Below are 24,699 nucleotides of genomic sequence, written 5' to 3'. Positions count from 1 at the left end.
TTTCGCGTTAATCTGGTCTTAAGAATTGCCCGGAGGCCGAAAGGTCAGGCTTTCCGCTCTGGCGCGAGGACGTGGGTCGGGGGCACTCTGCGGCGGGAAAGCAACGACGCGAGGCAGGACATGCGGAAACTGGGACAGGCGGCAGGGGTGCTGGCGGTGCTTTGGGCGCAGGCCGGTCTGGCGCAGGAACGATCGGTTGCCGGGCATCTGATCGCGATCAAGGACGACGGCATGGGCGGCGCGGCGCTGGTCGTCGATGGCGAGGTGCTGCACGAGAACGGAGTGATCTATCTGGACGAGGCCGTGCCGGTCGTGGGCGGAGTCACGGTGGTTACCGGCGTCGCCGGTTCGGGCGGCAATGCCTGCGGGGCTGCGCCCTTTGTGCTGGCGCTGCCCGAAGGCGCCTCCGCGGCGCTGTTCGGCCCGCTGGACAGCTGTCGGGAGTTTGCCGTGCAGGTGCAGCCCGAGGCGTTGGTTTTCGCAACCGAGCCTCTGTCCGAGCCGGGGGAGGTCTGGGTCTGGAACCCGGTGACCGGCCTGACCGAGGCCTTGCCCGAGGACTTCAGCGCCGATCCAGGCGCGGGGTGGCAGGCGGTTGCGGACCTCGCACAATCGCACCCGGTCGATGCGATGAAGGTCGGGCCGGTCTTGTCCGCGCTGGAGACGGGCCTGGGCGCGGATTATCCCATCTTTGCCGAGCGCATCTCGGACCTTGGTTCGGGGGATCTGACGGCCGAGGGCTATCTGGGCCAGGCGTGCCTGAAGTTCACCTGCGATGCCGACTGGGCGCTGCTTTACCTGCATCCGGCGACCGAGGGTGTCTTTGCGGTCTGGCATGTCGCGGGCGAGATCGAACCGCGGCTCTGGCCTGCAGACACGACGCATTGGCCGGCCGAGGCAATGGCGGCGCTGCGCGGTGCGGTCGGGGAATGAGGGCGACTTTACTGGCAGCGGGTCTGGCTGCTTTGGCACCCGCGGCCCAGGCCGAGATGCGGGACGAGACGCACATCATCAGTGGCAAGCAGGTGAAAATCGCTGTCGTCGGCACGATCGAGATCATGACCGTCGGCCTGGACGAGGAGCAGATCCCGGTCCTCTCGGGCGCGGATGTGGCCATCCTGGGCTTTCCGGGCGACGCGGACAGCGTGGCGCTGGTCGGCCAGCCGGTGCTGCTGGTCGAGGTCACGGGAACGCATAGCTGCGAGACAGGCGATGCCCGGGCCTACTGGGCGGTGACGCTGGACGACCCGCCGATGTCCGACGGGCCGGTGACGACCTGCCAGGCCCTGACGCCCGGGGCGGCCCCGGGGATGGCGGTCCTGGAAGCCGATCCAACGGGCGAGGCCGGGGAGGTCTGGGCCTGGACGCCCGGCAAGGGCTGGTCGGGTCAGGCCGAATGACGTGGTGATCAGGCCGCTGCATCCGTCAGGTCCAGGGTGCGCAGGATTTCGTCGAGATCGGCGTGATAGCCGGTCTGGACCGAGCCATTCACCACCACGAATCCAGGGGCAACGTCATGGGCACGGGAAAGTCCGACCTGGCGCATGGTAAAGCGGTCCTGCGGCACCAGGACCACCATCTTGCTGCCGGGCCGAAGCGACAGGTGGGCGTGGTCAAGATGACTGCCGTCGATGCTGACCACGATCTTCGCGGGGCAAAGCGCACGCTGCATCGTCTCGACCGAGGTGCCGGCAATGTCGATCACCTGCCAGTTCCGGGCAAGCAGCGCTTCGACAAGGGCGTCCTCGTTCGCGATCCAGCGTGGCGCCCCGGTCCGGCCACGGCGGAGATAGACAGCCGTTTCCCCAGGCCTGCCGAACCGGGCCTGAAGCTGGTCCCGGATGCGGTTGTAGCGGGCGACCTTGTGGCTTCCCTGTCCGAAATCCTGGTAGGTGACAAGCTGGTCGGTCAGAACCGGCCGGTCGGGCAGGGCGGGCAGCGCCAGCGCGTCGAGATATCCGGGGCAATGCGCCCAGGTCGGATCATGCGGCATCCAGAGTGCGCCGGAGTCGGGTTCGATCAGGGCGGTCGGGATGGAATCGGTCAGCCAATGCCCGAAGTAGCGCCAGCTGACCCAGCTGTGGCAATAGCGCAGGACCGGCACCTGCGCCACCGGCCGGACAATGTCGGACAGTCCGAAGCTCTTGCCGTAGCGTTCATGCTTGCGCCAGGTCGCAAAGCCGTGCCGGCGGACCAGCGCCGCGCGCCAGACATGCCGCAGGACGGGGGCATGGGTGACGGTCGTCTCGCGGGCCACTTGCATGTGATAGGCGATGGTCGAATGTTCGTCGGTTCCGGTCACGCGCTCCAACATACCGTCAAGGCATGCGGGCGGTTTCACCGGGACGGTTTCGGCGGGGTGCAGGACCTGCGTCTCGGGCTGGCCGGGTCCAAGCAGTCGTTGCAGCACCGGGGCGGTCAGGGGAGAAAACCGGGCAACCAGTCGCACCAACTACATCCCTCACGAAGCCCTCTTTCGAGAAAACTGCCACATTTCGAGGGATTCGGGGAGTCTTCGACTGTGGTAAGCCGGAGCCGCCCCGCCACGCCGGGAAATTCAGTCCGGTTTGCCCATTTTCCGGGCAAGAGCATAGTCACCAGGATAGGCGAGGCTGCCGTGGTGGGTGATCTTCGCGGTCTCGTGGCACCAGATCTCGCCGCCGCAGCCCTCGATCCAGCGGCGGCAGAACGAGGTGTCCTCGCCGTGCATGACCTGGCCGTCGCGCCCGCGCAGGTGGCTGAAGAAGTCGTGGAAATCGGCGCCGGGGTAGCCGGGCCCGTTGAAGCCGGGAACGGCTTTCGCGGTGCCGGTGTCGACCATGCGCTCGGGCACGGCGCGGCGGAGGAGGAGGAAGCCGGTGCCGACGCCGGGGACCTTGCGGAAGCCGCCCCGTGCCTCATGCGGCCAGGGTTGGCCCGCTTCGAAGGTCTCGGCGACATTGTAGCGCAGCGAACGGGCCAGAAGGTCGGCGGTCGCGGCGCGGTCGGCCTCGGGCTTTGACGCTTCGGCTTCGATCAGGCTGCGGAAGGCCTGCCAGCGCATCTGTCGCTGGGGGTAGGGTGCGCAGGTGAAGTCGGCGTCGAAGTCCAGGAGGTCGAAGAAAAGCTCGGCCGGGTAGCTCATGTCGCTGTCGAGAAGCAGCGCATGGGTAAACTGCTTTTGCGCCAGGAAGTACGACATCAGGTAATTGCGCGAGATGACGAGGTCGGACCATTCCCAGGTCTTGATCGCGAAGGCGACCTTGCGGCGGGCCATCGCCTGGGTCAGCCCGATCAGGCTGAGCATTGCGGGCGTGTCGACCTGGCCGCCAGTCGGCATCAGGATGAGAACGGTGGCCATCAGGTGCTGCGTCCTGTTGACGGATCATGCGCGACCCGCCGTGCCAAGTCCTTGATCCGCATCCTGCCCCCTGCGCCCTGCCGGCGCAAAGGTGCCAAAGGCGGGGCGGGAATACAAAGGAAAACGGTGGCCAGGGAACCGGGGTGGGCCCAGGGCGGTTGGTCTTTCGATGGCACCGTGGGGTGCCTTTTGACCTAGGAGGCAAGGATGTTCGATGGTGGAATCGTGCCTTTCCTTTCGCTGTTCACTCTCTTGGCCGTTGGGGTCCTGGCGCTGATCAGCAAGGAGAGGACCAAGGACCGGATGCGCGATCCGAATGCGCCGGTGTCCAGCCTGGCGAAGGACGGCAAATATGGCGGGGTGGCGTTCCTCTTGCCGCTGGAAGACCGGCTGCGGGTCGTGCGGCGGATGGAACTGGCGCGGGTGCCGGTGGCCCAAGTGCGGCGGCAGATGCTGCGCCGCGACGAGCCGTAGGAAAAAGGGCGCCCGCTGGGGCGCCCTTTCGGTGTTGGTTGAGGCTCAGTTGCGGGCCTTGTCCACCATCTTGCCCTTGGAGATCCAGGGCATCATGGCGCGCAGCTTTTCACCGACCTGTTCGATCTGGTGTTCGTCGTTGATCCGGCGGGTCGCCTTGAAGAACGGCTGGCCGACGGCGTTCTCCTGCATGAAGTCGCGCACGAACTTGCCGGTCTGGATGTCGGTCAGAACCTCTTTCATCCGGGCCTTGGTTTCGGCGTAGGGCAGGATGCGCGGGCCGGAGACGTATTCGCCATATTCGGCGGTGTTCGAGATCGAGTAGTTCATGTTGGCGATGCCGCCTTCGTAGATCAGGTCCACGATCAGCTTCACTTCGTGCAGGCACTCGAAATAGGCCATTTCGGGCTCATAGCCGGCTTCCACCAGGGTTTCAAAGCCCATGCGGATCAGCTCGACAAGTCCGCCACACAGCACGGCCTGTTCACCGAAGAGGTCGGTTTCACATTCCTGGCGGAAGTTGGTCTCGATGATGCCGGACCGCCCGCCGCCGATGGCCGAGCAGTAGGACAGGCCGATTTCCATCGCCTTGCCCGTCGCGTCCTGGTGGACGGCGACGAGGCACGGCACGCCGCCGCCCTTGGTGTATTCGCCGCGGACGGTATGGCCGGGGCCTTTCGGGGCCATCATGATGACGTCGACGCCCTTCTTCGGCTCGATCAGGCCGAAATGCACGTTCAGGCCGTGGGCGAAGGCGATGGCACTGCCTTCACGCAGGTTGTCGTGGACGTATTTCTTGTAGGTCTCGGCCTGAAGCTCGTCGGGCATGGTGAACATGATCAGGTCGCACCAGGCGGCGGCGGCGGCGATGTCCATGACCTTCAGACCTTCGGCTTCGCACTTCTTGGCGGAGGCCGAACCAGGGCGGAGGGCGACAACGACGTTCTTCGCACCCGAATCGCGAAGGTTCAGCGCGTGGGCATGGCCCTGGCTGCCGTAGCCCAGGATGGCGACTTTCTTGTCCTTGATCAGGTTCACATCGCAGTCACGGTCGTAGTAAACGCGCATTTGGCGTCTCCCTTTGCTGTTGATGGGGGCAAAGTAGGGATTTTTGCCAACAGGACCGTGCAATCTTTGACATTATTGCCGCAATCTGCAAAAGATCATGCGTCATAATCAAATTTGTCGGCTAAATCATGCAGCTGGACGATACCGACCGCCGCATCCTGCGTCACTGGCTGGCCGAGCCTGGGCTGGAGCGGGCCGTGCTGGCGGACCGTGCAGGGGTCACCGGGGCGACGCTCTGGCGTCGGCTGGATCGACTGCGCCAGGCGGGGGTGATCCGCAGCGAGGGGGCGCGGATCGATTGGCGGGCGCTGGGGTATGAGGTCGAGGTCAGCCTCCGCTTCACGCTGGACAAGACCAACCAGCGTGCCTTCGACGAGTTCATTGCGGCGGCGCGGGGGGTGCCCGAAGTGACCTCGATCGAGACCTTCCTGGGCCGGGTCGATGTCCGCCTGAACGTGATTGCCCGCGACATGGGACATTGGACCGGGATCTACCGCGACCGAATCCTGACACTGCCGCATATCGCCGAGGTCGAGGCGCTGATGCTGGTGTCGACCATCAAGGAAACCGGAGGGCTGCCGCTGTGACTTACGGCGCGCTCGACCTTGACGATACCGACCGGGCGATACTGCGGGCGCTTTCCGCCGAGGGCACGCTGTCGGCCGGGGAACTTGGCCGCCGTCTGGGCCTGTCGCAGCCCGCAGCCTGGCGGCGGGTGCGCCGGTTGGAGGAGGCGGGGGTGCTGCAGGGCCTGGTGGTGGACGTGGACCGAGAGAAGCTGGGATTTGGGGTCACGGTCTTTCTGGGCGTGAAGCTCGCGACCAAGGGCCGGGTCAGTCTGGAGGATTTCGAGCGGGCGGTGCAGGCTATTCCCGAGGTGCAGGTCGTGCAGCACGTGCTGGGGCTTTTCGACTATCGCCTGCGCGTCGTCGCCCGCGACATCGCGGATTTCGAGCGGGTCCTGCGACGCCGGATCATGACGCTGCCGGGGGTGGGGAACGTCGAGGCGAATGTTCTTCTGACCGAGGAGCGTCGCCCTGGACCTCTTGGCATGGCGGAAACGGTCGGGAAAGCGTGATCTTCCGCGTCTAGGATCGGGGTCGCTCCTCGTCGCATTTCATGCGCTCGTCGCCTTGCGAGGAGAAGACGAAGTCGCACGACGAGCAGTCCGGGAGAGACCATGAAGATCGCCAAGCTGGAAACCTTCGACACGCCCTTCGTCTGTTTCGTCAAGGTCACGGCTGACACGGGCGATGTGGGCTGGGGCCAGACATCTACCTATCAGGCGGACCTGACAGCAGAAATCTTCCACCGCCAGGTCGCCCCCCATGCCTTGGGCACCTGCGTCGAGGATCTTGAGGACACGCTGCGCCGCATCTACGAGCGCGAGCACAAGTTCCCCGGCAGCTACCTGCGGCGGGCGCAGGCGGGGCTGGACACCGCAGTCTGGGATCTGCGGGGGCAGGTTGCGGGCAAGCCTGTCGTATCGCTTCTGGGCGGCTCGCCCGGCCGCGTGCGGGCCTATGCCTCATCGATGAAGCGCGACATCACGCCCGAGGACGAGGCTGCGCGGTTCGTCAAGCTGCGGGATGACTTCGGTTTTGATGCCTTCAAGTGGCGCGTCGGTGCGGAATGTGGGCGTGACCAGGATGAATGGCCGGGGCGGACGGAATCTGTTATTCCCATTGTTTCCAAGGCGCTCGGAGACAGTGTTGAGAAACTGGTTGATGGAAATTCCTGCTATTCGTCAAAGCGGGCCATCGCGGTCGGCCGGATGCTGGAGGACCACGGCATCACTCATTTCGAGGAACCCTGTCCCTATTGGGAGGTCGACCAGACGGCAGAGGTGCGCGCGGCGCTGTCCCTTGACGTGGCCGGGGGCGAGCAGGATTGCGAATTGTCCGCCTGGCAACTGGCCATCGAGCACCAGGCGGTGGATATTCTGCAACCCGACATCATGTATCTTGGCGGCATGTATCGGACCTTGGAAGTCTGCCGGATGGGCGAACGCGCCGGTCTGCCAATCACGCCCCACGCGGCGAACCTGGGACTGGTGACGATGTGCACCATGCATCTTCTGCGCGCGATCCCCAATGCAGGGAAGTATCTGGAGCTTTCGATCGAGGGGCCGGATTATTATCCTTGGCAGGAGGGACTTTTCCTGGGAGCACCCTATGCTGTCGACGGCGGCCACGTTACCGTGACCGATGCGCCCGGCTGGGGCGTCGAAATCAACCCTGACTGGCTGGCAAAGGCCCGCCACCGAGTTTCGGAAAGGACCTGAGATGCCCGGATTGCACGCCCATATCGACCCCGAGGGGCTTGAGGAGTTTTCGGTCGTCTTTACCGACCGCTCGCTGAACCATATGTCGGCGCGGTTTCAGCACGTCATGCGCGACCTGTCGGGGATGCTGACGGAGGTCTACAAGGGCTCGGCGGTGGCGCTGGTCCCGGGTGGCGGCACCTACGCGATGGAGGCCGTGGCGCGGCAGTTCGGCAAGGGCCGGGTGCTGATCGTGCGAAACGGCTGGTTCAGCTATCGCTGGACGCAGATCTTCGAAGCGGGCGGCTTCGCGGGCGAGACGACCGTGGTGATGGCGCGGCAGACCGGGAACGATGCCCGTGCGCCCTATGCGCCGCCCCCCATCGACGAGGTGGTGGCCAAGATCCGCGAGGTTCGCCCAGAGGCGGTCTTTGCCCCGCATGTCGAGACGAGTGCGGGGATCATCCTGCCCGACGACTACATCGCGCAGATGGCGACAGCGGCCCATGAAGTGGGGGCGCTGATGGTGCTGGACTGCATCGCGTCGGGCTGCATCTGGGTGGACATGGCGGCGACCGGGGTCGATGTGCTGATCAGCGCGCCGCAGAAGGGGTGGTCGGCTTCACCCTCGGCGGGTGTCGTGGTGCTGTCCCCAGCGGCAGAGGTGCGGCTGGGCGAGACCGCGTCGAACAGCTTTGCGCTGGATCTGAAGAAGTGGCGCGTGATCATGGAGGCCTACGAGAAGGGTGGCCATGCCTATCATGCGACGATGCCGACGGATGCCATCGTCGGATTCCGGGACGCAATGGTCGAGACGGAGGCGATGGGGTTCGAGGAAGCGAAGGCCGCGCAATGGGCGCTGGGGCGCGCGGTGCGGGCGATGCTGGCGGCGAAGGGGGTGGCTTCGGTCGCCGCCGACGGCTTCCAGGCGCCGGGAGTGGTGGTGAGCTACACCAGTGATCCCGACGTGCAGAACGGTGCCAAGTTTCGGGCCGAGGGATTGCAGATTGCAGCGGGGGTGCCGTTGCAGGTTGGCGAGGGACCGGAGTTCAAGACTTTCCGGCTGGGGCTGTTCGGTCTGGACAAGCTGAAGGACGTCGACGCGACCGTGGCACGGCTGCAGCGGGCGGTCGACGCGGTTCTTTGAACGGTCCCTAGACGAATACACAGGCCGGAGGGGAGCTCTCCGGCCTGTGCGTTACGGCAGAGTTCGCGATCACTGCGCGTTCAGGATAACCTTGACCTGGTTGACGGGATCTTCGCCGGCGCGCAGGTTCTCGGACTTCGAGAACAGCGTGACGATGCGGGCATACTGCGAGTTGGTCAGGTTCGACAGATCGGCATCCGGCACCCAGTTCAGGATCTGCGACTGGATTGCAGACGACAGTGCGACCGGGGCGGCCTCCTGGGCCGATGCGGTGAAGGCGGAAGCGACAACGAGAGCGGTGGCGAGAGCGAAGCTTTTCATCTTGTAATCCTTGGTTTCTTTCGTCCTGCCCCACCGTGGGGCGGTGAAGGAGAATTGGGGTCTGGCCGAGGAAAAGGGAAATCACGGCTTTGTCGCGTGCTGTCTCTGGAATGTGAACTCACGTGCGCCTTGTGCGGCGAACCCCGCGATTTCCAGAAGCAATCGCGTTAGGTGGCCGGCTTATCGTTCACATGTTTCAGTCGGGAGGAGCCGCGTCGTGATGTTGACAGAGGTATGTGCAAAAATGCACGAAACTTCAGTCGCGCGTGGACGTAGCAGATTTTCCGCCAGCGCCGAGCCCGGCCCGCATCAGTGAGTGGCGGATGGGGCTGGCCGAATAAAGCGCGTCCAGTGCCTTGGCGCGGAGATCGCGCAGGACAGGGGACCCGGCCATCGAGGCGCGGTTCAGTAGGTCGATGCCGGTGACACGGCCCCTGACCTCAAGGTGCCGGGCGCGGTGGAAGGCTTCGGTCACGGCGGGCACGCCGGGGTCGGCGGAGTGAGTGCGGACCAGGTCCAGAAGCGATGCAAGGTCGGCAAGGCTCATGTTCAGGCCTTGCGCGCCAATCGGGGGCACGACATGCGCGGCCTCGGCCATCAGGACGGTGCGAGGTCCCGACAGGCGGTCAGCGATCTGGCTGATGATCGGCCAGACCGAACGGCGGCTGACAAGTGTCAGATGACCCAAGATGCCTGAGGAACGCGTGGTCATCTCGGACTCGAACGCAGACACGGGCAGGGAGGCAAGACGCGCGACCTCGGGCCCGCTTTCCATCCAGACCACGGCCGAGGCCGGCCGGCCGTCGCGGTCGGGCAGGGGAACCAGGGTGAAGGGACCTCCCGAGCGGTGGACCTCGGTCGAGACGTTGTGGTGCGGGATCGCATGGGTGACGGCGAAGGCCAGCGCCTTCTGGCCATATCGGGTGGTCCTGGCGGCGATCCCCAGGGCCTCGCGGACCGGAGATGTGCGACCGTCGGCCCCGATCACCAGCTTGGCCGAAACCTGGGTGCCGTCGGACAGGGTCACCAGAGCCTCGGTATCGCGGGTCAGCATGCGGGTGAAGCCGACGCCGGGACGGAAGCCGACGTTGGACAACCCGGAGAGCCGGGCCACCATCTCGCGGCGCAAGAGCCAGTTGGGCAGGTTCCAGCCGAAGGGCTCGTCAGAGATGTCGGCGGCGTCGAAGTCCTTGATCAGTCGGGCCTCGGGATTCTCTCCACCAGCGTCGATGATCCGCATGACCTGAAGCGGGGCTGCATGGGGTTCGAGGCGGGACCAGAGTCCCGCGCCCTGCAGGACCGGGATCGAGGGTTGCAGGAAGGCGGTCGTGCGCAAGTCTGCGCCGTGAGCGTCGCTTTCCGTGATCGGCGGGGCGGGATCGACGCAGATCACGCGGAACCCGGCAGAGCCAAGGGCGCAAGCGGCCGTCAACCCGGCAACGCCGCCGCCAGAGATCAGGATATCGGTGGTTTCGCGCATGTCGGCCCTCCATCGGTCAGCATAGGCTGTGGCGGCACGGGGGACCAGAGGACAGGACGCCTCAGGGTCCGATGCGCTATGGCCGGGCGATCAGGACCAACAGGACGAACATCACCGGGACAAGCGCCAGCGCGGTCAGGACCAGGGCAGGCAGGCCCCAGGTCTGGATGCCCAGCACCACGGCAGTCAGGACGATGACCAGAAGGTAGTAGATGCTGCTGGTGTCGCGCTCGATGTCACGGATCACCTGGCCTACGACCGGAGTGGCGCGGGCAAGGCGGCCAAAGGCGCTGGGGGGATTGGCGGTGGCAAGGGTCATTGCGGCATCCTGGTCACGGGAGACTGCGTTCACATTTAGGGCCTCGTCGCGCGAGGGCGATGTGGCGGAGTGTCACTCCACCAGACGGGCCAGGAAGGCTGCGAGGTCGGACGTGTGGTGGTGGATGTGGTTGGCCGGTTCGGGCGCGGGGGCGACGTGAACGGTGCGCATGCCAAGTGCGTGCGGCACGGCAAGGTTGCGGGCATCATCCTCGAACATGGCGCCGCGTGAGGGGTCAAGGCCGTCTTTGCCAAAGACGGTGGCGAAGGCCTGGGCGTCCGGCTTGGGGTGAAACTCGGCATGCTCGACGCCGTAGATGCCGTCGAAAAGACCTGCAAGTCCACGCGCCGCAAGGACTTTCTCGGCATAGGGGGCGCAGGCGTTGGTGTAGACGATCTTGCGGCCGGGAAGATGGGCGATGGATCGCGCGAGGCTGGGGTCGGGCGACAGGACCGAAAAGTCGATGTCGTGGACGTCCGTCAGGTAGGGGCCAGGGTCGACGCCATGCTCGCGCATCAGGCCCGCCAGCGTGGTGCCGTAGGTCCGCCAGTAATAGGCACGCAGGTGGTCTGCCCGCGCCCGGTCGACCTGCAGCGCCTGCATCACCCAGTCGGTCATCCGCACTTCGATCTGGTCGAAGAGGCGCATGTGGGGCGGGTAGAGCGTGTTGTCCAGGTCGAAGACCCAGGTGGCGACATGGCTGAAATCCTGTTTCGGCATGGGCTTCGGTGTAGGGCAGGGCAGCGGCGTTTGGAAGGGTTGATCGCGGGGGGGCGGGCGGCTTATGGTCCGCGGCACAAGGTAAGGGACGGCACGTGCAGAAAGACGCCTATACGCTGATCATGGAAGCGATCGAGGCCGGGGTCTACAAGCCCGGCGACCGGCTGGTCGAAAGCGAACTGGCCGAGCGGTTGGGCGTGAGCCGGACTCCGGTGCGGGAGGCGCTGCAACGGCTGGAGACCCAGGCGATGCTGACCCGCGACGGGCGGAGCCTGATCGTGGCTTCGCTGGACCACAACCAGCTGGCCGAGCTTTACGCAGTGCGGACCGAACTGGAGGGGCTGGCGGCACGTCTGGCCGCGCGCCATGCGACGCCCGAGGAAGTGCGGGTGCTGAAAAGCATGGTTGCCGAGGACCGGGCGCTTCTGGGCGGCGATCCGCGCGCCTTGTCCCGGGCGAACAAGCGGTTCCACAAGCAGATCCATCTGGCCAGCCACAACCGGTTTCTGGTGCAGCAGCTGGATCTGGTGCATCGGTCGATGGCCCTGATGGCGAACACCTCTTTTGCCGCCGAAGGTCGGGACGAGGTGGCGCTGGACGAACATGCGCAGATCGTGGCCGCGATCGAGGCGGGGGATGGTGATGCGGCCTATCTGGCCTTGAAGTCGCACATCAGCCAGGCCTTTGAGACGCGGTTGCGGGTGGACGCGGGTGAGTTGCGGATGCGCTAGGCCTTGGGGGCCAATGCGTCGGTGACCTGCGTCCGCCTGCGGCTTTCCCGGAATGGCCTGAGTCAGTCCTTGGACTCGGCATGGTCAAATAGGCCGTGGGTGGTCTTGTCCCAGTAGAACGGCCGGGTCGCGAGTTCGAGCAGCCCCTTGTAGGCCGCCAGCGAGGCAAGCGGGTAATAGACCTTGAGCGTCAGCACCCAGAGCGGGCTGAGGCTGTGCCGCGTCCGGCCAAGACCAAGAGCGCCGATGAAGATGTTCGCGGCCTCGGACAGGAAGAAGATCCCGGCGATGGCCCAGACGGCGATCACCGGAAGTGCTGCGTAAAGCGGGTGGTCGAAGCCGAAGGGCAGAAGCATGAACGACCACAGCAAGGGGGCGAGCAGGAACTGCGCGATCGTACCAAGGAACAGGACCTGGAAGCCGAGAAAGCCCCTGGGTCCTAGCTGCCGCCACAAAAGCCGCGGTTGGCGCATGTGGACGGCCCAGGTCATCATGTAACCCTTGATCCAGCGCGAGCGCTGCTTGATCCAGGGAAGCGGGCGACAGTTCGCCTCTTCATGGGTGACGGTGTCGATCAGTTCGGTCCGGTAGCCGTGGCGTGCGAGGCGGATGCCGAGATCGGCGTCCTCGGTCACGTTGTGCGCGTCCCAGGCGCCCAGCTTGTCCAGCACCTCGCGCCGGAAGAAAAGGGTGGTTCCGCCCAGGGGCACGACCAGCCCCAGACGGGCCAGACCCGGCAGGACCAAGCGGAACCAGCCGGCATATTCGATAGTGAAACAACGGCTTAGCCAGTTTGTGCGGGGGTTGTAGTAATCGAGCATGCCTTGCAGGCAGGCCACCTCGGGGCCGGAGCGCTGAAAGCGTTCGACGACACGTATCAGCTGGTCGGGCTCGGGCGCGTCCTCGGCGTCATAGACCCCGATGATGGCACCGCGGGCGTGGTCGAGCGCGTGGTTCAGGGCGCGGGGCTTGGTCTTGACCTGGCCTTCGGGCACGATCACCACGCGCATCCAGGGCGGCAGTTCGGCGTTGGCAAGTGCATCGAGGGTGATGTGATCTTCAGCCTCGACCGCGAGGATGACGTCCAGAAGTTCGACCGGGTAGTCAAGGCGCGCAAGGCGGCGGACGAGGCGGGGGGCGATGTCCGCCTCACGGTAGAGTGCCACGATGATGGAAACCACGGTGGGAATGGCGTCCGAGGCGGGCTGCGGACCGGGAAGCGGCGCGCGCAGGGCGGCGATGGTGGCGGCGATCTTCAGCGTGGCGAGGCAGGCGAGGGAGAAGACGGCAAAGCCGAGGGCGGCAAGACCAGTGACAAGGGGCGCAAGGGCGAGGGCGGCGAAGGTCAGGCCAAGCACCAGCATCGCGCGGGGCGACTGGTGCAGGCGCGGCCAGGAGCGGCAGCTTTCGGCAGGGGCCACGCGGGTTTCAGCGGCGCGCGCCAGCAGGTCGCCGCGGCGGGCGTGGATGGCCCCCAGGATCGCGCGAGAGGAGGCGATGCCGGCGGCAACGGGGCCAAGGCGGTCTTCCAGCATCGGGCGGAGGCGGCGAAACTCCTCCGGGCGGGAGGTCGCGACGATGGTGACGTCGCCGACCTTCTGCCAGGGCACAAGGCCGTGACGCAGGCAGTCCTGCATGCCAACCGCGTCGATCAGCCGGGGATCGGGCAGGGCCGCATCAAGATCGACCAGCCGCAGGCCCCAGTTCCGCGCATCGACCCCGAGGAGGTCGCGTTCCACCACAAGGCCACGCGCGCGCAGCACATCCGGCAGACGCCCGGATTCGCGCCCCTGTTGGGCGAGCGCGGTCAGCATCTCTTCCGGTGAAACGACACCTTCGCGCAGCAGCGAGGCGCCGACGGCAAAGGTGCGGCGTGGGCCACGGGCTGCCGCCTGAGGCAATTCCAGTACGCTGATCCGTTCGGCGGCACCCATGCCCATTCCCCAATTTCCGAACGCCAGCATGCGCGCGGGGGGTTAACAGGTCGTTAATGCCGCTCAGACGCGGCGGGCCTGCATGGCCTGGGCGAAACGTTCGAAGAGGTAGAAGCTGTCCTGGGGGCCGGGCGAGGCTTCGGGGTGGTACTGGACCGAATAGACCGGCTTGCCGTCCACGGCGATGCCGCAATTCGTGCCATCGAACAGGCTGACGTGGGTCTCGGACACGCCCTTGGGCAGGGTGTCGGCGTCGACGGTGAAGCCGTGGTTCATCGAGGTGATCTCGACCTTGCCGGTGGTCAGGTCCTTGACCGGGTGGTTCGCGCCGTGGTGGCCGTGGTTCATCTTGCGGGTTTTGGCGCCAAGGGCCAAGGCCAGCATCTGGTGACCAAGGCAGATGCCGAACAAGGGCAGGTCGCGGGCCAGAACGCCCTGGATCATCGGCACGGCATAGGCGCCGGTCGCAGCCGGGTCGCCGGGGCCGTTCGACAGGAACACGCCTTCGGGGTTCAGCGCCAGCACGTCCTCGGCGGTGGCAGAGGCGGGCAGGACGGTCACTTCGCAGCCCACGGATGCGAGGCAGCGCAGGATGTTGCGTTTGGCACCGTAGTCGATGGCGACGACGCGCAGGCCGGGACCGGTCCGCTTGGTATAGCCCTCGGGCCAGGCCCAGCGTTTTTCGTCCCAGCGGTAGGATTGGGCGCAAGTCACGTCCTTGGCGAGGTCGAGGCCGACAAGGCCCTTCCAGGCGCGGGCGCGGGCGACCAGCTTTTCGATGTCGAACTTGCCCTCGGGGTCATGCGCCAGCGCCACATGCGGAGCACCTTGCTGGCGGATCGCCCGGGTCAGGCGGCGGGTGTCGATGCCGCCGATGCCGATGCGGCCGATCCGGGTCAGCCACTGGGTCAGCTCGCCAGTCGAGCGCCAGTTCGAGGGTTCGGTCGGGTCCCACTTGACCACCATTCCAGCGGCCGAAGGGGTGGCCGTCTCGTCATCCTCGGGCGTGACGCCGGTGTTGCCGATGTGAGGGAAGGTGAAGGTCACGACCTGACCCGCATAGGAGGGGTCGGTCATGATCTCCTGGTAGCCGGTCATCGCGGTGTTGAAGACCAGTTCAGCCACCGTCTCGCCGGTGGCGCCGAAGCCGTGGCCGTAAAAAAGGGTGCCGTCGGCAAGCGCGAGGCAGGCGGTAGGCTTCTGCGGCGCAGGCATGGCGACTCTCCCATTCGGCAAATTGCGCGGAAACTAAGGGGCGGGGGCCGCAGGGTCAAGGGCGGATGCGAAAAGGTTTGTCAAAGGGAATCAATGGTTTGGCCAAATCAGTCCCGGTTGCGGTTCGGGCTGGTTCAGAGTAAAGTCACGATCCTGGGGAAACTATCGGAAAGTCCGACCATGCTTTTGCGCGACCGTCTGCAGACGGCCCTGAAAGAGGCCATGAAGGCAAAGGAAGTCGATCGGCTTTCGACGCTGCGTCTGATCAACGCCGCCATCAAGGACCGCGAGATTGCTCTGCGCGGCGATCAGGACGCGGGCGAGGTCGGAGAGCCGGAAATCCTGCAGATCATGGGCAAGATGGTGAAGCAGCGCCAGGAATCGGCGCGCGCCTACGAAGAGGGTGGGCGGCTGGAACTGGCCGAGAAGGAACTGGCCGAAATCGGGGTGATCCAGGAGTTTCTGCCGCGCCAGATGGACCAGGCCGAGGTTTCGGCGGCTGTCGATGCGGCGGTGGCCGAGACCGGGGCAACCAGCATCCGCGACGTGGGCAAGGTGATGGCGGCCCTGAAGGCGCGCTATACCGGGCAGATGGATTTCGGCGCAGTCGGCGCGCTGGTCAAGGCGCGGCTGGGCTGATGCTGGCGGCTGCGGTCGCGCTCGCGTTCGACATGACCTCGGTCCTGGCGCTGATGTATCCGGGGCGCGAGCGGGTGGAGATCGTCGCCTCGAACGGTGAAACCTATGTCTATGCCTGCAAGTCGGGGTCCGACGGAGTCTCTCCGCAGGTGCAGGCGGAAAAGGCGCAGGCAGCCTTCGAGGAGAACGTCGAGAAGTTCGCCGAGGTCTTCGTCGGCAAGATGATGCAGGATGTCAGTGCGGGCGAGCCGACGCTGGGCACGGCGCTGGCGATGAACCGCCGGACGAGTTCGTGGGCGTGGTCGATAACCAACCATCTTGAAAAGACATACGGCTGCGCCTTGCTGGGCTAAGCGCTCAGGCAGCGTGGGTCTGGCGTCCAAGGGCCCAGGCGATCACCAGCCAGAACGCCGCGCGGAACGGCAGGGCGAGCGCGGTCCGCAGCTCGACCGGCGCGCCGGTCAGGGCGGTGGCGGCGAAACCCGCCAGGACGATCAGGGTCGCCACACCGATGACAATCGCGATTGACCTTGCGGACGGGTGGTTCCGCCAAATTGCCACGGCCCCGGCCAGGTATGCGAACCCCGCCGCAGTATTGAAGATCACCACAAAAGGCACAGCATTCCCGGCTGCATCCTGTGCAGCCCGGGGGCCGAAAAGCACCAGGCTGCCGCTGAAGATGGTCAGGGCGCCAAAAGCGGCGGCGGCAAGGGCGACGGGGCGGGTCCAGCGGGCGATTGGGTGGGTCATTGGGTGGGTCATCGCAGGCCTCCGGTTGCACGTAGTTTGCGTCCTTCACGGACAGGCGGCCTTGATCGGGATCAAGTCAGCGCAGCGCGCGCAGGCGGGACTGCAAATCGCTGCGCAGCGCGATGCGCTCTTCCTCGGTCAGGAAGGCACCCAGTTCGACCTCGCGTCCGTCGGCCTTCAACGTCAGGTAGTTCGGCACCGGCCCGCCGGTTTCGTGCAGCGTGACACGCAGCCAGTAGGGATTGGCCTCCCAGTCCTGGCGGCGGCCCTTGGGGCCGTGGCGGACCAGCGTGATGCGGTCGGGGGACAGCCGCAGATCCTCGACGATATCGCGGTCGCGGCCGTTCTTGCGCAGGGCGAACCAGATCGCCCAGATCGTCGCCAGCAGGAACGGGAGCAGCGCCCAGAGCACCGGGCTGCCCAGGATACCGACCAGCGGCACCGCGATCAGGGCGGCGGTCGCGCCGATGAACCAGACGAAGCCGCGCTGGGTCAGCGAGCGGTGCGGCCAGAGATGCAGGCGGGCCGCGTCGCCTTCGGGGGGAAGCCATTCGTAGGGCATGGGGGAAGAATAATCGGCACGGGTCGAAAGGAAAGGGGCGGCTTGCCACAGGGTTGGAGGTTTGCGATCCTTGATCGGGGCAGGTACCGGGGGGCCGCGATGGCTGGAACGGGTCGGGTGATGGCACTGGGGCCGGCGCATCTGGCGAAGGTGGCGCGCCAGGTGCCGAAGGGTGAGCATGTCTCGCGCCTGACAAAGCTGTCTGATGCGGAAATGGAAGCGGTCGCAGAGCGGCTGGTGGCCGAGCTGGCCGGCGGCGCGTTCTGGCTTTTTGCCTATGGTTCGCTGATCTGGCGGCCGGATTTCGAGCATGTCGAGACGCAGCGGGGGGTGGTGCATGGCTGGCGTCGTTCGTTCTGCCTGCGCATCCTGAACTGGCGTGCGACGCCCGATCAGCCCGGGCTGATGCTGGCCCTGCAGCGGGGCGGGGCCTGCACGGGCGTCGCCTACCGGATGCCCGAGGATGACCCGCGGGGCCGGATGCTGCGGCTGCTGAGGCGCGAGATCGTCTACCACGAGGACCTGCCCTGGCTGCGCTGGGTGACGGTCCGGGCACCGGAAGGGCCGATCAGGGCGCTGGTCTTCTACTGCGCGCCGGAGGGAGACCCGGATGTGGAGCGGCTGACCTTGGACGAGCAGGCCCAACGACTGGCGCTTGCGGTGGGTCACGTCGGCAGCTGCGCCGAGTACCTTTACAACACTGTCAGCCACCTGGAGGCGCTGGGGATTCGCGACCGCTATCTTTGGGACCTGCAGGCCCGGGTCGCGGCCGAGATCGAGCGGCTTTAGCCGCCGATCTGTTCCAGAAAGTCCCGGAAGGCGGCGCTGTAGGCGACCGGGTCCTTGGCGTAAGAGCCAAGGTGGTCCGCCTCGGTCCAGAGGGTGACGGTCGGGGCGCTGCGGCTGGCAGCCAACGCCTGTGAGGGGCCTTGGGGCACGATGCGGTCGGTGCTGCCGTGGGCGATGAACAGCGGGCCCGGGAAGGCCCGGTAGGTCGCGGCGACCTCGGCCATTGCAAGGGGCAGGGGGGTCTTGAAGGGCAGGATCTGTCTGGCAGTGGCGGCGACCAGCCCGGGCAGGGGCTTGTCGCCTTGCGTGGCAAGGTGGTCGATCACGGCAGCGAAGCTTGTGGCCGGACTGTCAAGGGCCACGGCCTGCACGCGGGACGCAAGCGGGCTTTGCGCGAGGAACTGGCCCAGGATCGCTCCGCCCATCGATTCGGCGACAACCAGGACCCTGTCGGCCTCGCCAGGAGCCATCTGCGTGACGGCGGCTTCCAGGTCGGGCCATTCGGTCAGGCCAAAGCCGTAGGTCCCCTCGGGTGATGCGGGGGCGCCGGAGTCGTTGCGGTAGGAGATCAGCAGGACCGACCAGCCGGCCGCGTGCAGGATGGACAGGGCGCGGTAGCCGTCCTCGCGCGCGCCGGCAATGCCGTGGACATAGATCGCGCGGCCCGCCTCGGGGCTGGCGGCGGGGACGAGCCACGCCTCGGTCGGGCCAAGTGGCATGTCCAGGGTAACGGTCTGGAACGGCAACGCGAGGGCCGTCGTCGGATCGCCGCGGTAGCCAAGGCCGAAGGGGCTGGTCGGCGGTTCCGCGGTGGCAAGCAGGGTCGAGATGGCCCCGACTTTCAGCAGGCCCACGGCGGCATGGGCCAGAAAGTAGCCGGTGATGCCGACATACCCGACCAGCGCAACGAGGATCAGCACGGCAAGGAAGAAGACGACACGCATCGGGGCAAGGCCTTTCAGGAAAGGAAAAGGCCCCGGGCGCTGGTGCAGCCCGGGGCCTTCGGTCAGATCGGGCGCTTAGTGCGCGTGGCTCTTGTCCCAGTCGGACTGCTTGGGCAGCTGCTCGAACGTGTGTTCGGGCGGCGGCGAGGGCAGGGTCCATTCCAGGGTGTCGGCGTATTCGTTCCAGTAGTTGTTCTCGGTCACGCGACGGCCCCAGAGCAGCGTGTAGAACACGATGCCGATGAAGAACACGAAGGACGCGAAGGACAGGAACGCACCGATCGACGAGAACCAGTTCCAGTAGGCGAACGCCTCGGGATAGTCGATGTAGCGGCGCGGCATGCCCTGGCGGCCCAGGAAGTGCTGCGGGAAGAAGGTGAGGTTCGAGCCGATGAACATCATCCAGAAATGCAGCTTGCCCGCCCATTCCGGGTACTGGCGGCCCGACATCTTGCCGATCCAGAAGTAGACCCCGGCGAAGATCCCGAACACGGCTCCAAGCGACATCACGTAGTGGAAGTGCGCCACGACGTAGTAGGTGTCATGGTAGGCGCGGTCCACGGGGGCTTGGCTCAGCACGATCCCGGTGACGCCACCGACGGTGAAGAGGAAGAGGAAACCGAAGGCCCAGAGCATCGGGGTCTTGAACTCGACCGACCCACCCCAGATCGTCGCGATCCACGAGAAGATCTTCACCCCCGTCGGCACCGCGATGACCATTGTCGCCAGCATGAAGTAGCTTTGCTGGGTCAGCGACATGCCGGCGGTATACATGTGGTGCGCCCAGACGACGAAACCGAGGACACCGATCGCCACCATCGCGTAGACCATCGGCAGGTAGCCGAAGATCGGCTTGCGGGCAAATGTTGCGATGACCTGGGAGATGATCCCGAAGGCCGGGATGATGATGATATAGACCTCGGGGTGGCCGAAGAACCACAGGATGTGCTGGTAAAGCACCGGGTCACCGCCGCCCGAGGGAGAGAAGAAGGTGGTCCCGAAGTTGCGGTCGGTCAGCAGCATGGTGATGGCACCGGCCAGGACCGGCAGGGCCAGCAGGATCAGCCAGGCGGTCACGAAGATCGACCAGCCGAACAGCGGCACCTTGTGCATGGTCATGCCCGGCGCGCGCATGTTCAGGAAGGTCGTGATCATGTTGATCGCGCCCAGGATCGACGAGGCGCCCGACAGGTGGACGGCGAAGATCGCGAGGTCCATCGCATAGCCGCCCTCGGCCGTGGTCGACAGGGGCGGGTAGAGGACCCAGCCGCCACCGAAGCCGGTCCCCAGATCACCGCCACCGCCCGGTGCCAGCATCGAGGCCACACCCAGCGAGGTCCCGGCGACGTAAAGCCAGAACGACAGGTTGTTCATCCGCGGGAAAGCCATGTCCGGCGCACCGATCTGCAGCGGCATGAAGTAGTTGCCAAAACCGCCGAACAGCGCCGGGATGACGACGAAGAACATCATCAGGACGCCGTGATAGGTGATCAGCACGTTCCACAGGTGCCCGTTCGGCGTACAGGTCGCCGCGGCGTCGGCCACGAAGCGCGCACCCTCCTGGCACATGTACTGGACGCCAGGATGCATCAGTTCAAGCCGCATGTAGACGGTGAACAGGACCGCGATCAGGCCGACGAAACCGCCGACGAACAGATAGAGGATCCCGATGTCCTTGTGGTTGGTCGACATGAACCAGCGGGTAAAGAACCCGGGTCGATGATGGTCGTCATGGCCGTGGATGGCTGCGTCCGCCATTGGCGTCCTCCGCTTTGGTCGTTCCGTGATGCCGTTTGCGGCCCGTTATCGGACCGCCCGGTTTCCCTTGTGATCCCGTCTTTAGCGATGCCGACGAAAGGTCGCAATGCACGACTTTGCCGCAGGAGGCATATTCAGCAGCGTTTTTCGGGTTGTGGCGGGGCAGTTTCAGGTCTGCGGCCCTCGCGCCGGTGGCAGTCGGCAAGACGCTTGCCGGATTCCGGGCGAAAGCGGTCGGGCAGGGGATGGAATCGGCTGATCAGATCCGCGCGCAGGTGGCGGAAATCCTGAGCCGTCTCGCACCAGATTGTCAGAAGCCAGGCGTGATTGAAAACAGTCAGGCCAAGCGGGCGGGCGCGGCGGTGCGAGGCCTGACCGGACAGGGACAGGTAGTCGATCTCGGTCATGCGGCGTTCGCGGATGGCACGCCGTATGGGCGCCAGGTCCGTCACGGCCAGTGCCGGGGCGGGTGGCGCCGCGTCGAGGATCGGATCGATCAGCACGGCCCGTCGTTCCGACCGGGTCGCCCCGGCAACCTTGGCAAGCGCCCGCTGGGCGGCCGCTCCAAGTGCCGCGTCGCCGCACCCGGCCACCAGTCCCGCACCAAGGGCCAGTGCTTCAAGTTCCTCTTCGTCCAGACCGAGGGGCGGCAGGAAATAGCCTGGCTCCAGCACATAGCCGACGCCGCCTTCTCCTCGGATCGGGGCGCCCATCGCCTGCAGATCGGCAATGTCCCGGTAGGCGGTGCGCAGCGAGATGCCACAGTCCGCCGCAATCTGCCGCGCCGTGACCGGGCCGTGCCGAAGGCGCAGCGCATCGAGAAGCGAGAGCAGGCGAAACAGGCGCATCGAAAAGCCACTGCCATTTTCTGACAATGCCCGACGCTATCACGGTTTCATTGCAAACACAGGAGCAAGATATGAAAGACAAGACCGTAGCCGCAGTGCTGGCAGGAGCGATGGCCCTTGGAACGGCAGTTTCGGCCGGACCGTCGGACGAGACGGCCGTTCTGACCGTGATCGGGCGGATGATGTCATCCTTTGCGGCGGGCGATGTGTCGGGGATTCTGGCGACCTACCGGCCCGGTGCCGTGGTGGTTGGCAGCCCCGGCGCACCGGTCACGGGTGAAGCGGCCCTGACCGAGATGTTCGCAGGCTTTGTCGCGGCCGGATTTCCCTTTGTGCCCGGTGGGCATGAGGTGGTCGTGTCAGGCGACATCGCGCTGCATCTGATGGACTGGGAGGGGCAGGGTCCGGACGGCGCGATGTTCCGCGCCCTGTCAGTCGCGGTTCTGACACGGGACGCGAACGGAGAGTGGCGGATGGTGATCGACCATCCGTTCGGCGACGGGCTGCTGCAGAAACCCTGAGGCGCGACATGGAATCGGGCGGCGCAGGGCCGCCCGATCCGCAAGGAGACCCTGCGCGCTTACTGCGCGACCGAGGCCAGGTAGGCCGCCACGTCCTCGCCGCCCGATGCCAGCTTGAAGGACATCTTCGACTTGGCTGCCGGGTCGCCAAGCGCGGTCTTCAGGTATTCGGCCGGGTTGGCCGTGTAGGCCGCAAGGCTCGCCTCGTCCCAGACGGCGCCGGTGGCTCCAAGGGCCGCGAGCGACTCGCCGTAGTTGAAGTCGGGGTCCGACGCGATGCCGCGGCCGATGACGCCATAGAGGTTCGGCCCGGTGCGGCCTCCCTTCTGGATCTCGGTCCCGTCGGGGGCGACGATGGAATGGCAGGCCTTGCACTTCTTGAACGCGTCCTCGCCGGCAGCCGGATCACCCGCGAAGGCAGGGGCCGACAAGGCGGCGACAGTCAGGCCAAGAAGGATGAACTTCGTCATGGTGTCCTCATGTGAACCGGAGCGCCGCAGACTGGCAGCCCCACGGGCGGAACATGGGGTCTGGTGCGATTGATATGCAATAGCATCTTGGTGCTATGCGACATCTGACGCAGCGCAATCGCCCTGAAAGCGGCGCGGGAAGGTGGCCACCAGCGCCGCATCAAGGTCGGCCATCGTCACCGGCAGGCCCAGGTCCACCAGGCTGGTGACGCCATGGTCACGGATGCCACAGGGGACGATTCCGTCGAAATGGCCGAGGTCGGGCTCCACGTTGATCGAAATGCCGTGGAAGCTGACCCAGCGGCGCAGCTTGATGCCGATGGCGGCGATCTTGTCCTCGGAGGGTTGTCCATCCGGGCCGGGACGGTCGGGGCGCTGGACCCAGACGCCGACACGACCATCGCGAATCTCTCCCGTGACGTTGAACTCGGCCAGAGTGTCGATCACCCAGCGCTCCAGGTCGCGGACAAAGCAGCGCACGTCGCCGCCGCGCGCCTTGACGTCAAGCATGCAGTAGATCACCCGCTGACCCGGCCCGTGGTAGGTGTACTGTCCGCCACGCCCCACCGGGTAGACGGGGAATCGGTCGGGCGTGACCAGGTCGGCGGGTTTGGCCGAGGTCCCGGCGGTATAGAGCGGCGGATGTTCCAGAAGCCAGATCGCTTCGCCCGCGGTGCCAGCGTTCATGGCGGCAACATGCGCCTCCATTGCGGCAAGGGTCTCGGGGTAGGGGGCGAGCCCCGGAATATGCGTCCATTCCACCATGATGCGCCTTGTCGGATGCCTTTGAACCTGCCGCTCTATATCCGCTTGGCCGGTCGGGCGCGAGGGTGAGCGCGGGGGTTGGCGGCAGCGGCGAAAATGCCCCTTCCCTTCCTGCGCGACTGTCGCTAGATAGCGGGCGTCCAAGACCAGACCCCGTGCGGATGTGGCGGAATTGGTAGACGCGCAGCGTTGAGGTCGCTGTTCCTTAACCGGAGTGAAAGTTCGAGTCTTTTCATCCGCACCAGGGTCGGTCGGGACAAGCCAAAGGGCGCGGGGGAAACCTTCGCGCCCTTCGCATTTCCGGGCCAGGCCTTGCCGGAACGCCTCCTTTTCTTGCGCAGTCCGCAGGCAGATCGACCGCCATGGACCTTGAAACTGACCGTTTTTCCCGCAGGGGCGCAAAGGGAGCCAAAGCCGTCGCATAACGGCCCTTTCGCGCGGAAAAAGTGCGTTGCATTGAGGGGGAGCTTTCGCTTTAGTCGAATCAAGCAGAAGAGACGCCCAAGGCGTCCAGCACATCAGGGAGACACGGGTGACGCTTGAGCCCCGCAACGACGCCTTCGTCGCGTTTGAGCACGTCCAGAAAAGCTACGACGGCGTCACGCTGGTCGTGAAGGACCTGAACCTTTCCATCGGGAAGGGCGAGTTCCTGACCATGCTTGGCCCTTCGGGGTCAGGCAAGACCACTTGCCTGATGATGCTGGCGGGCTTCGAGACCGCCACAAATGGCGAGATCCGGCTGGACGGAACTCCGATCAACCAGGTGCCGCCACACAAGCGCGGGATCGGGATGGTGTTCCAGAATTACGCTCTGTTTCCGCACATGACCGTGGGCGAGAACCTGGCCTTCCCGCTGGAAGTGCGCGGCATGGGCAAGTCCGACCGCGAGGCGAAGATCAAGCGCGCGCTGGACATGGTGCAGATGGGGGCCTTCGCCAACCGCCGGCCGGCGCAGCTTTCGGGCGGCCAGCAGCAGCGGATCGCGCTGGCCCGGGCGCTGGTCTTCGACCCCAAGCTTGTCCTGATGGACGAACCCCTGGGTGCCTTGGACAAGCAGCTGCGCGAGCACATGCAGTTCGAGATCAAGCACCTGCACGAGAACCTTGGGATCACCGTCGTCTACGTGACGCACGACCAGGGCGAGGCGCTGACCATGTCGGACCGCGTGGCGGTGTTCAACGACGGCAAGATCCAGCAGCTTGCCCCGCCCGCCGACCTGTACGAGCGGCCCGACAACAGCTTCGTCGCGCAGTTCATCGGCGAGAACAACAAGCTCTTGGGCACCATCGAGGAGCTGTCGGGCGACAAGGCGCTGGTGCGGCTGCGGACCGGAGAGCTGATCGACGCGACCGCCGTCAACATCAAGGAAAAGGGCCAGCAGACGCTGGTCTCGATCCGCCCCGAGCGGGTGGAGTTCAAGCCCGAGATGATGCCCGCGGGGGCCCATACACTCGACGCGGAAGTGGTCGAGGTGATCTACATGGGCGACATCCTGCGCGCCGTCCTGAAGGTCGCGGACTCGGACGGGTTCGTGATGAAAATGCGCAATACGCTGGGGCAGACCAGGCTTTCCCCCGGCCAGAAGATCAAGGTGGGCTGGCATCCCCAGGATGCCCGCGCGCTGGACCCTTGATGAAGGGC

Annotated in this window: 29 protein-coding genes and 1 tRNA gene; 14 read left to right on the top strand and 16 right to left on the bottom strand. The window is 65.8% G+C overall.

All coding sequences use genetic code 11. The features are described from left to right. The first annotated feature begins 120 nt into the window (after nucleotides 1-120). Together Q8M85_RS17420 and Q8M85_RS17415 are read left to right on the top strand one after the other, a co-directional pair. Nucleotides 121-933: a hypothetical protein gene (locus Q8M85_RS17420; protein ID WP_305546926.1), complete on the top strand. Its 813-nt coding sequence runs from the start codon at nucleotides 121-123 to the stop codon at nucleotides 931-933. After that, entirely contained in the window at nucleotides 930-1,400 is a 471-nt protein-coding gene (locus Q8M85_RS17415) for a hypothetical protein (protein WP_305546925.1), read from the top strand. Before Q8M85_RS17420 ends, Q8M85_RS17415 begins: the two co-directional genes overlap by 4 nt. 8 nt (nucleotides 1,401-1,408) lie before the next feature. Here the strand turns inward: Q8M85_RS17415 and Q8M85_RS17410 are convergent, their stop codons facing one another. Together Q8M85_RS17410 and Q8M85_RS17405 are read right to left on the bottom strand one after the other, a co-directional pair. Continuing rightward, complete coding sequence (locus tag Q8M85_RS17410; RefSeq protein WP_305546923.1) at nucleotides 1,409-2,449, bottom strand: glycosyltransferase 61 family protein; 1,041 nt, start codon at nucleotides 2,447-2,449, stop codon at nucleotides 1,409-1,411. Between the two features lie 108 nt (nucleotides 2,450-2,557). Then, nucleotides 2,558-3,340: a hypothetical protein gene (locus tag Q8M85_RS17405; protein WP_305546921.1), complete on the bottom strand. Its 783-nt coding sequence runs from the start codon at nucleotides 3,338-3,340 to the stop codon at nucleotides 2,558-2,560. Nucleotides 3,341-3,547: 207 nt separating this feature from the next. On the opposite strand from Q8M85_RS17405, the gene Q8M85_RS17400 reads away from it, so the two are divergent. Further along, nucleotides 3,548-3,814, top strand: coding sequence for a hypothetical protein (locus Q8M85_RS17400; RefSeq protein ID WP_305546919.1), 267 nt, complete (start codon nucleotides 3,548-3,550; stop codon nucleotides 3,812-3,814). A 45-nt stretch (nucleotides 3,815-3,859) separates the two neighbouring features. Here the strand turns inward: Q8M85_RS17400 and ilvC are convergent, their stop codons facing one another. After that, complete coding sequence (gene ilvC, locus Q8M85_RS17395; RefSeq protein WP_305546917.1) at nucleotides 3,860-4,882, bottom strand: ketol-acid reductoisomerase; 1,023 nt, start codon at nucleotides 4,880-4,882, stop codon at nucleotides 3,860-3,862. 128 nt (nucleotides 4,883-5,010) lie between these two features. Here ilvC and Q8M85_RS17390 point away from each other — a divergent pair, with 128 nt between their 5' ends. From Q8M85_RS17390 to Q8M85_RS17375, 4 genes are all read left to right on the top strand, one after another. Next, nucleotides 5,011-5,469, top strand: coding sequence for an Lrp/AsnC family transcriptional regulator (locus tag Q8M85_RS17390; protein WP_305546915.1), 459 nt, complete (start codon nucleotides 5,011-5,013; stop codon nucleotides 5,467-5,469). Next, nucleotides 5,466-5,960: an Lrp/AsnC family transcriptional regulator gene (locus tag Q8M85_RS17385; RefSeq protein ID WP_305546913.1), complete on the top strand. Its 495-nt coding sequence runs from the start codon at nucleotides 5,466-5,468 to the stop codon at nucleotides 5,958-5,960. The genes Q8M85_RS17390 and Q8M85_RS17385 overlap by 4 nt, the downstream gene beginning before the upstream one ends. Before the next feature lie 102 nt (nucleotides 5,961-6,062). After that, complete coding sequence (locus tag Q8M85_RS17380) at nucleotides 6,063-7,166, top strand: mandelate racemase/muconate lactonizing enzyme family protein (protein WP_305546910.1); 1,104 nt, start codon at nucleotides 6,063-6,065, stop codon at nucleotides 7,164-7,166. 1 nt (nucleotide 7,167) lies between these two features. Next, nucleotides 7,168-8,292, top strand: a complete 1,125-nt coding sequence (locus Q8M85_RS17375; protein WP_305546908.1) for an aminotransferase class V-fold PLP-dependent enzyme — start codon at nucleotides 7,168-7,170, stop codon at nucleotides 8,290-8,292. Between the two features lie 69 nt (nucleotides 8,293-8,361). Here Q8M85_RS17375 and Q8M85_RS17370 read toward each other — a convergent pair whose 3' ends face one another. The 4 genes from Q8M85_RS17370 to Q8M85_RS17355 all read right to left on the bottom strand — a co-directional run bounded on the left by Q8M85_RS17370 (nucleotide 8,362) and on the right by Q8M85_RS17355 (nucleotide 11,132). After that, nucleotides 8,362-8,613: a hypothetical protein gene (locus Q8M85_RS17370; protein WP_305546906.1), complete on the bottom strand. Its 252-nt coding sequence runs from the start codon at nucleotides 8,611-8,613 to the stop codon at nucleotides 8,362-8,364. A gap of 256 nt (nucleotides 8,614-8,869) precedes the next feature. Beyond that, entirely contained in the window at nucleotides 8,870-10,093 is a 1,224-nt protein-coding gene (locus Q8M85_RS17365; protein ID WP_305546904.1) for a UbiH/UbiF family hydroxylase, read from the bottom strand. Between the two features lie 76 nt (nucleotides 10,094-10,169). After that, on the bottom strand, nucleotides 10,170-10,412 hold the full coding sequence (locus tag Q8M85_RS17360) for a hypothetical protein (protein WP_305546902.1): 243 nt from the start codon (nucleotides 10,410-10,412) through the stop codon (nucleotides 10,170-10,172). 72 nt (nucleotides 10,413-10,484) lie between these two features. Next, nucleotides 10,485-11,132: a pyrimidine 5'-nucleotidase gene (locus Q8M85_RS17355; protein WP_305546900.1), complete on the bottom strand. Its 648-nt coding sequence runs from the start codon at nucleotides 11,130-11,132 to the stop codon at nucleotides 10,485-10,487. A gap of 95 nt (nucleotides 11,133-11,227) precedes the next feature. On the opposite strand from Q8M85_RS17355, the gene Q8M85_RS17350 reads away from it, so the two are divergent. Further along, nucleotides 11,228-11,863, top strand: a complete 636-nt coding sequence (locus tag Q8M85_RS17350) for a GntR family transcriptional regulator (RefSeq protein WP_305546898.1) — start codon at nucleotides 11,228-11,230, stop codon at nucleotides 11,861-11,863. Nucleotides 11,864-11,925: 62 nt separating this feature from the next. Here Q8M85_RS17350 and Q8M85_RS17345 read toward each other — a convergent pair whose 3' ends face one another. Both Q8M85_RS17345 and carA read right to left on the bottom strand, forming a co-directional pair. Then, nucleotides 11,926-13,797, bottom strand: coding sequence for a glycosyltransferase (locus Q8M85_RS17345; RefSeq protein WP_305546896.1), 1,872 nt, complete (start codon nucleotides 13,795-13,797; stop codon nucleotides 11,926-11,928). Between the two features lie 63 nt (nucleotides 13,798-13,860). After that, the gene (carA, locus tag Q8M85_RS17340) at nucleotides 13,861-15,012 is read right to left on the bottom strand and encodes a glutamine-hydrolyzing carbamoyl-phosphate synthase small subunit (RefSeq protein ID WP_305546894.1); all 1,152 of its coding nucleotides are present in this window, start codon (nucleotides 15,010-15,012) and stop codon (nucleotides 13,861-13,863) included. A gap of 180 nt (nucleotides 15,013-15,192) precedes the next feature. Between carA and Q8M85_RS17335 the strand changes: the two genes are divergently transcribed. Together Q8M85_RS17335 and Q8M85_RS17330 are read left to right on the top strand one after the other, a co-directional pair. Beyond that, nucleotides 15,193-15,651, top strand: coding sequence for a GatB/YqeY domain-containing protein (locus Q8M85_RS17335; protein WP_305546891.1), 459 nt, complete (start codon nucleotides 15,193-15,195; stop codon nucleotides 15,649-15,651). Then, nucleotides 15,651-16,004 (top strand): hypothetical protein, encoded by a 354-nt coding sequence (locus tag Q8M85_RS17330; RefSeq protein WP_305546889.1) that lies wholly within the window; start codon nucleotides 15,651-15,653, stop codon nucleotides 16,002-16,004. Before Q8M85_RS17335 ends, Q8M85_RS17330 begins: the two co-directional genes overlap by 1 nt. Nucleotides 16,005-16,008: 4 nt before the next feature. Here the strand turns inward: Q8M85_RS17330 and Q8M85_RS17325 are convergent, their stop codons facing one another. Beyond that, nucleotides 16,009-16,413, bottom strand: a complete 405-nt coding sequence (locus Q8M85_RS17325; protein WP_305546887.1) for a hypothetical protein — start codon at nucleotides 16,411-16,413, stop codon at nucleotides 16,009-16,011. 64 nt (nucleotides 16,414-16,477) lie between these two features. Continuing rightward, nucleotides 16,478-16,963: a DUF2244 domain-containing protein gene (locus tag Q8M85_RS17320; RefSeq protein WP_305546885.1), complete on the bottom strand. Its 486-nt coding sequence runs from the start codon at nucleotides 16,961-16,963 to the stop codon at nucleotides 16,478-16,480. Nucleotides 16,964-17,062: 99 nt separating this feature from the next. On the opposite strand from Q8M85_RS17320, the gene Q8M85_RS17315 reads away from it, so the two are divergent. Then, a complete protein-coding gene (locus tag Q8M85_RS17315) occupies nucleotides 17,063-17,752 on the top strand; it encodes a gamma-glutamylcyclotransferase (RefSeq protein WP_305546882.1) in 690 nt (229 codons plus the stop codon). On the opposite strand, the gene Q8M85_RS17310 is transcribed toward Q8M85_RS17315, so the two are convergent. The 3 genes from Q8M85_RS17310 to Q8M85_RS17300 form a co-directional block, all read right to left on the bottom strand. Continuing rightward, complete coding sequence (locus Q8M85_RS17310; RefSeq protein WP_305546880.1) at nucleotides 17,749-18,696, bottom strand: alpha/beta hydrolase; 948 nt, start codon at nucleotides 18,694-18,696, stop codon at nucleotides 17,749-17,751. The genes Q8M85_RS17315 and Q8M85_RS17310 overlap by 4 nt on opposite strands. A 75-nt stretch (nucleotides 18,697-18,771) precedes the next feature. Continuing rightward, entirely contained in the window at nucleotides 18,772-20,454 is a 1,683-nt protein-coding gene (locus tag Q8M85_RS17305) for a cytochrome c oxidase subunit 1 (RefSeq protein ID WP_305546878.1), read from the bottom strand. Between the two features lie 134 nt (nucleotides 20,455-20,588). Beyond that, nucleotides 20,589-21,302 carry a YafY family protein gene (locus Q8M85_RS17300; protein WP_305546876.1) on the bottom strand — a complete coding sequence of 238 codons (714 nt, stop codon included), beginning with the start codon at nucleotides 21,300-21,302 and terminating at the stop codon, nucleotides 20,589-20,591. 71 nt (nucleotides 21,303-21,373) lie between these two features. On the opposite strand from Q8M85_RS17300, the gene Q8M85_RS17295 reads away from it, so the two are divergent. After that, nucleotides 21,374-21,823 carry a nuclear transport factor 2 family protein gene (locus Q8M85_RS17295; RefSeq protein WP_305546873.1) on the top strand — a complete coding sequence of 150 codons (450 nt, stop codon included), beginning with the start codon at nucleotides 21,374-21,376 and terminating at the stop codon, nucleotides 21,821-21,823. Between the two features lie 59 nt (nucleotides 21,824-21,882). Here Q8M85_RS17295 and Q8M85_RS17290 read toward each other — a convergent pair whose 3' ends face one another. Together Q8M85_RS17290 and lipB are read right to left on the bottom strand one after the other, a co-directional pair. Next, nucleotides 21,883-22,293 carry a cytochrome C gene (locus Q8M85_RS17290; protein WP_305546871.1) on the bottom strand — a complete coding sequence of 137 codons (411 nt, stop codon included), beginning with the start codon at nucleotides 22,291-22,293 and terminating at the stop codon, nucleotides 21,883-21,885. Between the two features lie 93 nt (nucleotides 22,294-22,386). After that, complete coding sequence (gene lipB / locus Q8M85_RS17285) at nucleotides 22,387-23,097, bottom strand: lipoyl(octanoyl) transferase LipB (protein ID WP_305547127.1); 711 nt, start codon at nucleotides 23,095-23,097, stop codon at nucleotides 22,387-22,389. 118 nt (nucleotides 23,098-23,215) lie between these two features. Here lipB and Q8M85_RS17280 point away from each other — a divergent pair. Continuing rightward, nucleotides 23,216-23,302: transfer RNA gene (locus tag Q8M85_RS17280), tRNA-Leu, on the top strand. Nucleotides 23,303-23,590: 288 nt separating this feature from the next. Further along, the gene (locus tag Q8M85_RS17275; protein ID WP_305546869.1) at nucleotides 23,591-24,691 is read left to right on the top strand and encodes an ABC transporter ATP-binding protein; all 1,101 of its coding nucleotides are present in this window, start codon (nucleotides 23,591-23,593) and stop codon (nucleotides 24,689-24,691) included. Nucleotides 24,692-24,699: the final 8 nt, after the last annotated feature.

This window comes from Tabrizicola sp. (genome assembly GCF_030694085.1).
Classification (GTDB): Bacteria; Pseudomonadota; Alphaproteobacteria; order Rhodobacterales; family Rhodobacteraceae; genus Tabrizicola.
The sequence above is the reverse complement of the archived record's forward strand: the minus strand, read 5'-3'. Positions and strand labels throughout refer to the sequence as shown.